This is a genomic window from Nonomuraea rhodomycinica (assembly GCF_013363995.1).
Taxonomy (GTDB): domain Bacteria; phylum Actinomycetota; class Actinomycetes; order Streptosporangiales; family Streptosporangiaceae; genus Nonomuraea; species Nonomuraea rhodomycinica.
Window position 1 is genome coordinate 135,596 of record NZ_JABWGO010000006.1, and the last position, 10,819, is coordinate 146,414.

At 65.3% G+C, this 10,819-nt stretch carries 7 protein-coding genes; 2 read left to right on the plus strand and 5 right to left on the minus strand.

The features are described 5' to 3' along the window. Positions 1–752 precede the first annotated feature (752 nt). Both HT134_RS24580 and HT134_RS24585 read left to right on the plus strand, forming a co-directional pair. The gene (locus HT134_RS24580; RefSeq protein ID WP_246365271.1) at positions 753–1,181 is read left to right on the plus strand and encodes a very short patch repair endonuclease; all 429 of its coding nucleotides are present in this window, start codon (positions 753–755) and stop codon (positions 1,179–1,181) included. A 438-nt stretch (positions 1,182–1,619) separates the two neighbouring features. Further along, positions 1,620–2,975 (plus strand): DNA cytosine methyltransferase, encoded by a 1,356-nt coding sequence (locus HT134_RS24585; RefSeq protein ID WP_175602817.1) that lies wholly within the window; start codon positions 1,620–1,622, stop codon positions 2,973–2,975. An 83-nt stretch (positions 2,976–3,058) separates the two neighbouring features. Here the strand turns inward: HT134_RS24585 and HT134_RS24590 are convergent, their stop codons facing one another. From HT134_RS24590 to HT134_RS24610, 5 genes are all read right to left on the minus strand, one after another. Further along, the gene (locus HT134_RS24590) at positions 3,059–3,763 is read right to left on the minus strand and encodes a DUF6339 family protein (protein WP_175602818.1); all 705 of its coding nucleotides are present in this window, start codon (positions 3,761–3,763) and stop codon (positions 3,059–3,061) included. A gap of 41 nt (positions 3,764–3,804) precedes the next feature. Next, positions 3,805–4,599 carry a hypothetical protein gene (locus HT134_RS24595; RefSeq protein WP_175602819.1) on the minus strand — a complete coding sequence of 265 codons (795 nt, stop codon included), beginning with the start codon at positions 4,597–4,599 and terminating at the stop codon, positions 3,805–3,807. A gap of 82 nt (positions 4,600–4,681) precedes the next feature. Further along, a complete protein-coding gene (locus HT134_RS24600) occupies positions 4,682–6,565 on the minus strand; it encodes a hypothetical protein (RefSeq protein ID WP_175602820.1) in 1,884 nt (627 codons plus the stop codon). Further along, entirely contained in the window at positions 6,562–7,548 is a 987-nt protein-coding gene (locus HT134_RS24605; protein ID WP_175602821.1) for a PD-(D/E)XK motif protein, read from the minus strand. Before HT134_RS24605 ends, HT134_RS24600 begins: the two co-directional genes overlap by 4 nt. Beyond that, the gene (locus tag HT134_RS24610) at positions 7,545–9,743 is read right to left on the minus strand and encodes a Z1 domain-containing protein (RefSeq protein WP_175602822.1); all 2,199 of its coding nucleotides are present in this window, start codon (positions 9,741–9,743) and stop codon (positions 7,545–7,547) included. The genes HT134_RS24605 and HT134_RS24610 overlap by 4 nt, the downstream gene beginning before the upstream one ends. Positions 9,744–10,819 lie beyond the last annotated feature (1,076 nt).

Here is a 10,819-nt window from a genome sequence, read left to right on the forward strand (position 1 = left end):
ATATCGAACACAAGGCCGAAAGGGGTAATGCGCGGTTCCTGATCAGTTGCAGCATCCGGGTCATGGCTGTCCGGTTGTGCCATCCAGCGGTCTCGACCATGGCAGCGGTCGGTCAAAGTCACACCTGCGCAGTTCCTGGCGACGCGCGGAGTGGCTTCGGTCCGGCTGTTGCCGCCGGCGCCAAGGGGACAGAGGGAGCAGATCGCTCAAGCCGTGGCCTGTAACCCAAAGTGACCGGTGATGCCCAGGCTGATCGGCGTCCGCAGTAGAGGGGCGGTTGCTGTATGACTGGTTTATCGCTCCGACGTGCGGAGATGCCTCGCGCCACTCCCTGCCTGACCAAAGATTGTCCAGCGCATGTCACTGCATCCAATGAAGGTCCCCACGTCGCGGGCACGTGGGGAGGGCGTCGCCCGTGAGTAAACGTTGCTGGAAAACTGCTGCAGAAGAGTCGGGTTGGCGGTCATCCACCTGCACGGGACCAAGATGCGGAAGGTGCCCGACGGAGCCACCCTCGTCACCTCAGTGCTTTCCCTGCCACACGGCTATGGCAGGCTGTATACCGTGATCAGGAGGCCTTTGCAGCCAGTCGGGGGGATAGGACTGCAGAAGCAGCCTTCCCTCTGGACGCCGGGCGAGGCCGTCTTGTCGCGCGGAAGCTCGGTCGTGGCCTACATCGACGGGAATGGAGTCATCGCGCTGCGTGGAACCGAGAACGGCATGTGCCGGCTAACAGGAGAGGGCGTGCTCTGATGCGACTTTTGACCACCACGCCCGCGGTGAGTCACCGCATGAGTCGTCAGCGCAGTCGGAACACACAGGTCGAAGTCCTGCTACGCAAGGAGCTTCACCGCGCCGGCCTCCGCTTCCGCGTGCATCGGCGGCCCGTATCCGATCTACGTCGTGAGGCGGATGTCGTGTTCGGGCCAGCGCGCGTGGCCGTCTTCGTCGATGGGTGCTACTGGCATGGCTGCCCTGAGCATGCGACGTGGCCGAAAACGAATGCCGATTTCTGGCGTGAGAAGATCAACCGCAACCGGGAACGCGATCGGGACACCGACCAGAAGTTGACTGACGTTGGCTGGATGCCCATCCGTGTCTGGGAGCACGAGGATCCGACAGAGGCAGCGAAAAGCATTGTGGCAGTTGTGCGAGAGCGGCGGCATTTGTTCGGAACATGACTTCCCAGCCCCCACCACAAATGGAGCTCGTCGTGTTTCAATACAGTCGGCAGCGCCGTTGGGGTCCCCCTGGTTTCAGACCTTCGCCACTTGCCGGATCCTCGCGGCTATGTGCAGTGTCGAAAGGATGTTGAGCACTCGATCGCAGTCCGGCTTCTGTGGTTCACCGAGCTCTAAGGCAGGTGATGACCAGCGGCAGTTCGACGTCCCCGCTGGCGGCAGTAGGGTGCTACGGCCTGCGCCCCGCTCATGAGAGCATTGAGCAGCCATGGCTATGCCTTCAAGGCTCAGCCTTGTCATCGTCGAACATGATCTTTACGCTGCCATGACGGGTGGGCGGCGCGAGTGACGCCGGCGCGCTCGGCGTGTTCGACGACGCCTGCCGCGACGGCGATCAGTTGTAGCATCGCGGCAGCGCTTCGCAGCTAAAATCAGCCCATGCACAACAACGGAACCACCGACCCCATCACGGTCGTCGATCTCTTCGCCGGCTGTGGTGGCTTCACCCAGGGGTTCCACGAGTTCCGCCCTCAAGGAGCGGCAAGCCTGGGTCCGGTGTTCCGCAGCATCACAGCAGTGGAGCACAACCCCGCTGCTGCGGCCACGTTCGCTGCCAACTTCGGCAGCCTCCGCGCCAATCGGGTAGGACCCGACACGCGCGTCCACGTCGGCGACATCGAGAAGTGGGAACCCACCGAAGAGGACCTTCACGCAGAGGTGATCATCGGCGGCCCTCCGTGTCAAGGTTTCTCGGCGTTGAATCGGAAGAAGTTCGGCCTGGAGCGCAATCGGCTGTGGGAGGAATTCGTTCGCATTGTGGCGGAAATCCAGCCCAAGATTTTCGTCATCGAGAACGTCGACCGCTTCTTGAAATCGGATGAATTTCAAGACCTCCTCAAGGTAGTCCAACCGCATGGGCTGCTCGAGCGCTACCACTTGGCGGCTCCTCCGGGTGCGGAAGCGGATGACTCGCCGGCTGCTTGGGCCAACAGGTACCTGTTGAATTCTGCCGACTATGGCGCCGTTCAAGCACGGCGACGAGCCGTGGTAATCGGTATACGCAAGGATATCTGTGAAGTTGTGGACTTCAGATATCCGGCTGCATCTCATGTCCCGCACCCGAAGGCAAAAGGGAGAAACGCGCGGTCCGCTGATCAGAGAATTCTGTTCGACTCATCGCGGCCTGCCCACTGGCTCCCCGTCGACAGCGTATTCGACGAGTCGGCAGTCATGAGGGTCCGCGGTACCGGGCTTCCCTCCCGGCGCGTACGCTTTGCAGAGATCGATGACTATGTCCCGGGCGTCTTCACAACGGGAGAGCTGCACATCGGCCGTAACCCTGAGCCTCTGTCCCGGGCTCGCTACCGTGCGATCCCTCCTGGTGGCAACAGGAACGATCTCTATGGCAAATGGTACACGCTGGATGTTGATGGCATTATCCGCATCTTCGGAGAACCCGAGCCCGAAGGTGTGAGTACGCGCGTGGAATACTTGTCGACGAAGAGCTGGGACAGTCACAGGACGGGTGCGGGCGACGTCATGGGACGGCTTCGTTTAGGCGAACCCTCGGTCACCATCAGGACGGAGTTCTTCAAACCTGAAAAGGGGAGATATCTTCACCCCACCGCGCATAGACCGATCACCCACTACGAAGCCGCCCGCATCCAGGGGTTTCCCGTCGACTTCAGATGGTGCGGGTCGAAGCTCGAAATCGCAAAGCAGATCGGAAATGCTGTCCCCATTCCGCTTGGTCGGGCCATCGCCGGAGCCATCTATGCGGTTCTTCGCAGTTGATGTTCGCGCTCCGTGAGAACACTCGTTGGGTGACGGGCGCGGATCGCCAGCGTCATGGACGGGACGGGCACTTTCGCGCTAAATCAGGTCCGGGATTCTCCTGGTAGCCCGGGTGCGTCGGTCTCGAAACGTGTGACTGTCTCGTTCGTCAATGCATGACACATGTCTCGGACCTGCTGATCAGAGAGGGCTCGCACGTCCAGGAAAGCCAGGTATCGACGCAGTCGGGCCGTGACATCGCGGATTACTGCTCTGCGGGAAGCATTTGCGGTGAGCTCTGTGACCGCTCGGGCGGTTTCCCGCACGAGACGAGGATCACCGCCGATGCTCCGACGTTCCAGAAGCTGGTTGAGGTCGCTCTCGCTGAGCGCGGCCAGGATGTGCTCGTGGCCGGCGAACACCACGGCCTGCCACCACAGCCGGGCCCAGGTGTGCCGGGTGAGGTCGGTGGCGATCCAACGTTCCTTGTTGCTCGCCCCGAAGCGCCACATGGTCACGTGCGGTAGGGCCACAAGGGAGAGGAAGGACCAGAGATCCCTGTTGCCCGCTTCCGCCCACGACAGGTCCAGTTGACCGCGGATCACTTTGGCCGCGTCCCGGTCGAAGGAGATCCGCGCGTCGGTGCCGGCCGCGGCCGGGAAGCCGTACTCACTGGCCAACATCGAGATGGCGTCGATCAGCTCCCGTACTCGCTTCGGTGCTACACGACCTCCGACGGGCGCCCACGTCTGCTCGGGATGGCTGTCTTGCGGGGAGGGAGGTCGCCCCGCCGCGACTTCGGCGTACATGGTTGCCCCCACGACTGCGGGAAGATGGGGCCACAGTTCACTCATTGGAAGATCCGCCCCCTGCCGAGGTTCCTCACCGCACCTGAGATCTGGGTCCTGAACTCCGCGAGGTCCACTGCCGAGGGCGGGGCGACGACATGCAGCGGGGAAGCGGCGATGGTTCTCGCCAGGACATCCCCGACGCTGTCGGGCGGCCATTCCTCGCGTTCCGCGAGTTCGGCGCGGAGGTGCAGGGCGAGCTCCAGGAGCAAGGTGGCGACGCCCGCCTGGAGCTCATCGACCAGGCCCTGCTGACGTTTGTCCTTGGCACCGCGGGAGACCGCCGTACGCAGCTCGCGGTCACGTTTGTTGATGAGCACGCGAAACGTCCCGTAGAAGGGGGCGGTCAGATCCGTGCTCGTTTCCAGATGCCAACTGGCCGTGGGGGAGAGCCGTGTGTGGGAGAAGTCGATCTCGTGCACCGGGAACATGGAGGACATGCTCTCCAGCAGCACTCGTTGATGGTGTTCCGCGAGCACCGAGCCGGGTACCCGGGCCACGCCTACTTCTCGCCCGACTGAGGTGCCGGCGAGACTGATGGTGGTGCGAAGCGACAGGGTTCCGGACAGACGCTCGCCGACGAGCGTCGTGTCGATCGACGCCATGCCGTTCGGGGTGAATATCGCCGATGGCGCGGCCTCCGTCATGTCGGTTGTCGAGCTGGTCCAGGAGACGGTCACTGCGACGTCCGTGAGATCGAGTCCTGTCTCCTGAACGAAGCGAGCGACATCGACCCGCACCCGTCGTGCTGCTCGCAGATCCGTGCCCGGATCCCAGCCGTCGATCGCGTCCGGCATGGGCCTCCACTCATCCGCGTCGAGCAGCAACCACGGTTCCCACACAACAGTGCCCGGATGCGGGACGAGGTAAGGGCGGACGTCAGCCGGCATCGGACGTCACCTGGCTCACTCGGAAACGGACGACGGCGTCGGGTACGTGCGTGGCGTAGACGTACCAGTCCGACTCCTCGCCCGCGGGTATCACGACGGTCCTTCCGCGTGCAACGGCTCCCGTAGCGGATTGCCACTGGATGATCTGCGGTACGGCGGCACCGAGCGGGGGTTCGCTCTCGCGGCCGCCTCCTTCCACGATGACCTCGACGTCCGCGGACAGGACTCTTGTGGCGTCCCCCGCAGGGACCTTGACGGTGGCGACCAGATACGGCTTTCCTTCGTGAACCAGCAGCATCGGACTTCCGTGCAATCGAGGTCTTCCTCCTCGTCGTGGTGACGCACCGCTTGCGTGGCCGCCACTATTCCAGCCGCCACCGGAGCCGCTGCCGTTGGTGCTCATTCGCCCGGCTCCTCCGCCACCGGCGTCGTCGTCCTTCGGACCTTGGCTCGACCGTGCGGGGACTATGCCGGCGAGCAGCGCCGACAGCTGCCCCAGTCCCTGGCCGCCTGAGCCGCCGGTCTGGGGGCCGAGCCCGAGCCGTTCGTCCAGTTGCTTCTGCACGAAGGTGCGTGCTCCCTGGACGACTCCTCGTGCGGTTCCGGTCAGGCCCTTGGAGATCCAGTCGTCGTGTGTGGGCGGCTCGGCGGAGGCGAACAGCGCGTCGGCGTCCTCGGACGCCTTGAACACGCCCGCGTAGGCGAGGCGGGGGTCGGGATGCGGCGGACCAGGGAGGTAATCGACCACAAGCTCGGCGACCCGCATACGGGCGACGTGATGGGACGGGCCTTCGAACGGTTTCGCCGCGCTGATCAGAAGGCGTGTGCTCGCACTGTCGGCGGCGTCCAAGGCCATGGCGAAGGTGCCGGCGTGCTTGGGTGGGACGGTACGTGAGTAGGAGACTCCGTCGCCTGCCCTGACCTCGCGCAGAGCATCGACGAAGGGTGCAAGTTCGCTGAAGGTGTGGGGTTCGGGAACGGGGACGGCCGCCCCGTTGGCGCCCACGACGAAGCGCATGTGACGTCCGTGCTCGTCCGGGACCATCTTGGGCCATAGGTTCCAGAGGATCGAGGACGAGATGAAGGTCGCGGCCTCCTCAGGAGTGCGGTCACGTGCGTCTCCCTCGGGGCCGACGGTCCCCAGGTCGGCGGCCAGGATGACGATGTCCGTACCGGTGCTGCCGTCGTCGAATCCCGGCAGATTCAGCGACTTCGAGATCGTGTCGGCTTGTGCGGCGAGGACCGGGTCCGGTACGTCGTCCGCCGCCACGAGGCCCCACCAGTGGCGGCCGGTGAAGCGGCGCTCGCCGAGATACCAACTGTGGCCAAGTGCGGCACCCATCAGCCGGCGGGCAGTGGGATCGTCCGCGACGGTGTGCGTGTCCACGAGGATCGCGCCGATTCGGCTGAGCCGGTAGAAGATGCCCTTCCCGAATCCGTACGTGCCTCCGCCGAACTGGTGGTCGCTGGGCTCCCCGACGTTACGGAGGAACTGCACGAAGTCCGGCGTCTCTCCGCCGTGCGCGCGCTCACCGGCGCGCAGCGGACCACCCAGTCCCCTGGTGTTGCGGTCGGAGACCACCAGCACGACGGCCTCCGGGCGCAGCGCCCTGTCGAGGGCGACGTTCGACTCGCTCGGCGGTTCAGGCAGCAGCAGGTCACGCCATGTTTGGACGTCGTCCCCGAGCACGCGGACGTCGACGCGGAACTCCACCACGCCGTCGGGCAGGTGCGCGTCCCAGCTGTTCTGCGCCGCCTCCCGCACCAGGACGGTCAGCGGGTCGAGCGCGGGTCGTCCCAACTGCTTGACGATGCCCTCCGCCGCGGCGGAGCCCTCTGGCGCGAATGGCTGGGACCACCAACGAACGCTCATCGGACCGCCTCCTCAGCGATCTCGGCCAGGGACGCCCCGACACTGAACGGAAGCAGAGCGGTGAGGTCGATCTGATAACGGATGTCTGCGACGCCGTCCGGCAGCGAACCCGTGACGAGGGACGACGGCACGAGTCGAGGTGTGTCGGGGCCGACCGCGATCCTGAATACTTCCTCGATCGCGAACGTGTCCAGCTCGGGTAGATCCGGCCGGTCCGACCATCCTGCCGCCGAGAGCCGTGTGCGGAGGCCCACCCGCGACGCCACAGCGCCGCGTAACTGTTCGACGAGGTCGCTCACTGTCCGGCCATCGGGATCTTCCGCGACGCGCAGGAGAACCAGGTCCAACGGTCGCCCACTGTGGGTGTCGAGCTGGTCCAATCCGTGGACGGTGATGCTGTCGCCTGAGGTGCTCACGCCTTTGACCTCCAGACACCGGACGGCGGCCTCGAAGTCGTGCGGTTCGTTGAGCGGCCCCCGCCAGGCATCCACCGGGAACCCGGGATCGGCTTCGACGAGGGCCGAGAGCACGGCCAGCTCCGCGAACAGGCCCAGTTTGGCCTGACGCGACAGTCCGCGCAGCAGACTGCTCCGGAAGAGTCGCCGCCACCGTGCGATGGCGGCGACGGCGGCCGCCGCCGGTCGCCGCGCGTCCGCCACGGCCTCCAGCACGTCGGTCACGACCTCGTCGAACTCCGGGAAGAGATCGGACTCGGCGCATGACACGTCGACGTACGCGATCGCGGCGCCGCCGAAGCCGAGCTTGCGGACCACGGTGCCGAGCACCGCCGGCCGGGGATCGACGGAGACCTCCTCGTCACCTGCGGGGACGAGGAGGTGTCGGGCACCCTTGCCGTCGAGCGCCACGCGGCAGGGCTTCGCGTGGCATGTCACCTCCAGAGGAAAGGAGACGAGTTCCTTCGCGCGCGGCCGGGTCAGGACCGCCCACGCACGCTCCAGCATGGTCACTTCTACGTCCGTCACGTCATGTCCTCGGTGTCCACGCCGAGGGCCTCGTCGACGTTCTCGCTCTCGACGTCGGTGAGGTCCACCGCGACGTGGGTGGCCTGGATGCTCTTCGTCTGGACGTCCCCGGGGAAGGTGATGCCGAGGCCGACAACCGGCTGCGCCGCGCCGAGCTCAGTGCGCGGCGGGTGCTCGACGTCGGCGCTCTGCTGCTGGTTTACGGGTTCGCTCGTCGGGTCGATCAGGTAGAGGACGACCAGGCCGCGGTCGTGGCAGACAGGGTGGCTGTTGCGCAAGGCGACGAGTTCGCTCTCGCTCTTCGCCCTCGCCTGCGCGGCCGTCAGGCCGAGGTCGAGTGCGCGGTCCTGCTTGCTCATCAGCGTCTTGATGTCGGCGCGTTCGGCGTTGTTGTCGTTCAGCCGGGATCGGATCGAGTACTTGATGTCCAGGCCGCCCAGTCTCGCGTCCCCGCCCTCGCCGGTGACGACGGCGACGGACCACATCGACAGACTCGGCGGGTCGCTGGTGAGCTGCCGGTCGATGTACTTGACCATGAGCGACGGTTCGAGGTCCGGGGAGTCCTCGTGCACCTGGTACCGGGAGAGGAAGGTCTTCACCAGCGACACGGGGACGTCGTGGATCAGTCGGGCGGAGCCCAGGTCCTCGACCTGGCCGTGCCGGACCGCCTCCTGGACGAGGTTCTCCGCGGCCTGGCGGTTGCTGTCCAGCCAGTCCCCGTCGCGGTGCTTGAAGTACCGGGTCTGCAACCGGCGTCCGGCGTAGGAGATGAAGGCCGGCTGAGCGGCGCCCATCTTGGCGGTGATCCGCAGCGACGGATGTGTCCGGATCCGTACCGCGACCTGGGACGGCGTCAGGTTCTCCCGCTGGTACCGGTCGATGTCGTCGCGCATCTCGTGCTCGACGGTGGCGAGGTGGCGGAACGCCGCGGCGAGGCTCGGCGTCATCCAGATCCTGGGCAGGTCCTCGTACCCGGTCCGATACCCGAACCAGCGACCCATCTGGAGGAGGGTGTCGTAGGCCGTCGCCCCTCGGACGAAGAAGCTGACGACGAGTCCTTCCAGAGTCAGTCCTCGCGAGAGGGTGTTGCCGCCCACGGCGATGGCGACTACGGAGGCGTCGGAGTAGTCGAGCCGGTCCTGGCTGCGGTAGTTGTCGAGGACGACGCGCGTGGTGGCGATGACCTCGCTCAGATGCGGCAGGACCTCGTCGAACGTGTTCTGCGTCCGGTCGAAGTCCTCGGCCGGCACTCGCGACGACTCCTTCTCCCAGAGGTTGCGCCACTCGTCGAGGACCTCCGGATGACCGGAGTCGAGGCCGGCCACGGCCTGCTTCTGCAGCCACTGCAAAGGAGCCCGATAGCTCTCGTGGACCGCGATCTTCACGGATGTGTGGATGAGCATTGTGCTGTGGCCGTCGTCGCCGCGCGCCCGCCGTGCCGCTGTGGCCAGCCAGAACCAGCGGACCGCCGTCACCAACTCGTCGATCATAGTGGGGGTGAACCCGTCCGCGGGCTCCTTACTGCCGGGACGCAGCAAGGGGACGTCCTCCTCGGCGACCAGGCGGACCATGTCATAACCGTCCGGCGGGCCCTGCTCGTCGGCAGTCTCCCACTCGACGGCGTCGCGCCCGAAGATCATCTCGGGGCCGAAGTAGCCGTCGGGACGCGGGAGATTGAGGATGAACGACTTCGGATACAGGTCTTCCTGCGTGGGGTCGATGAAGACGTTGGCGAAGGGCGTCGCGGTGTAACCGACGTACGTGCACCGCGGCATCAGGCTCAGGAGCTTGCGGATGAGCGGATTGATCCGGCCGGTGGCCACCGAGGCCTGATCAGCCTCGTCGTCGATGATCAGTACCGGCGCGGACGCGAGTGCCTTCCGGCTGTTCGGCTTGCTCAGCCACCTGATGAGCTTGTCCAGCACGGCCGCGTTCTTCTTGACGACCGCCAGGACCGTCTTCTCCTCGCTGAGCGCGGCCGACGCCTCAAGGGTCTGCTCGACGAAGTCGCGCGACTCGCCGGTCAGCGTCATCCAGCGGTCGGGGTTGAGGTCCTTGAGGTACTCGTCCAGCCGTACCTGGGTCTGGCGGCGCAGCCCGTTGTGGATGCCGGACAAGACGATTACCAGGCGGTACCGCACGTCCGCCATCTTCGCGATGACCGCGGTGAAGTTGGTGGTCTTCCCGCTCTGCACGTATCCCACCACGAGGCCTTTGGAGTCCCATGTGGAACGGTCCGGTCGGGGGGTATGGGCTACCACGGTGCTGGACGAGTGGTCCACGGAGCTGATGCGTTGGTCAGGCCACTTCTCGGCCTTGAACTGGTCCTTCAGAGCCAACCAGTAACGGTCGGACTCACCTGGGCCGCTGTACCAGTCGTCCGAACCGGCCGTGATGATCGGGGGGCCGCCGGCCTGCACCTTCGCTTTGTCGGCCTCGAACTGACGTCGGAACTTGTCGACCACCTCCTCGGACAACGAGTCCGCAAAGCTGGCGACGGCCGCCTCGACGCCGTGGCGTCTGGCCCAGTCCGCGAAGACGGTGTACAGGCCCAAGGTTCCTCACCCTTTCCTTTGCCAGGGAAAGAAATTTAGCCGAGAAGCGCAAAGGCGACCATGAACGTCGACGGGAATTGACTGGAACGAATCGGTTTGTGCCGAAAAATCCCATACTGGCTATGCGCTCAGGTGGCCGCACGTGGCCACGGCGCCATACGTGCCTGGTTCGATCGGTCATCCAGGTCCGGCAGGTCGACCAGCCACCGCCGCAGTACGGTTCTGCGGCGGCTCGGTGCTGCTGGGCCACGGCTGCATTGCTATTCGATGGCGGCGTATACGTCTTCGCCGGCGTGGAAGTCGAGGAGCTTGGCGGCTTGGTTGATGTAGCGCCGGGTCTGGTGGTTCAGTGGTGAAGTTGCTCGCCATGCGTGCGTAGGTATCGCAGCCGCTCAGGCTGACCAGGACAAACGGCGCCTGCCGGGCTCCAAGATCTGCCGGCGGAGGCGGCGTCCGGCGCGCCGGCTGCTGGTGAGCTCGCCATTGACGAGCCAAAGAACATGACAATCTGTGACCGGCGTGGGGATGCGCGATTCGGCGCTTGCGTCGGCGAGGTCATGAGGAAGGCCGAGCGGACGTATTTTGCCGCCAAGGCTGAGATTCATCTGGTGGGACGAATTTCATCTCGGCCGCTGGCATAGGCGGACTGTTCAGTCCTGCGTATCGACACTGGAGGCGGCCATGAAAGTGGCGGAGCTTGGAGAATTTCGGAGCTC

Coding starts and splice junctions, on each gene's coding strand:
- HT134_RS24595 (WP_175602819.1), bottom strand. CDS start 4,599: ATGCCGGACGCGATCGACGGCTGGGATCCGGGCACGGATCTGCGAGCA.
- HT134_RS24580 (WP_246365271.1), top strand. CDS start 753: ATGCGACTTTTGACCACCACGCCCGCGGTGAGTCACCGCATGAGTCGT.
- HT134_RS24600 (WP_175602820.1), bottom strand. CDS start 6,565: ATGAGCGTTCGTTGGTGGTCCCAGCCATTCGCGCCAGAGGGCTCCGCC.
- HT134_RS24585 (WP_175602817.1), top strand. CDS start 1,620: ATGCACAACAACGGAACCACCGACCCCATCACGGTCGTCGATCTCTTC.
- HT134_RS24590 (WP_175602818.1), bottom strand. CDS start 3,763: ATGTACGCCGAAGTCGCGGCGGGGCGACCTCCCTCCCCGCAAGACAGC.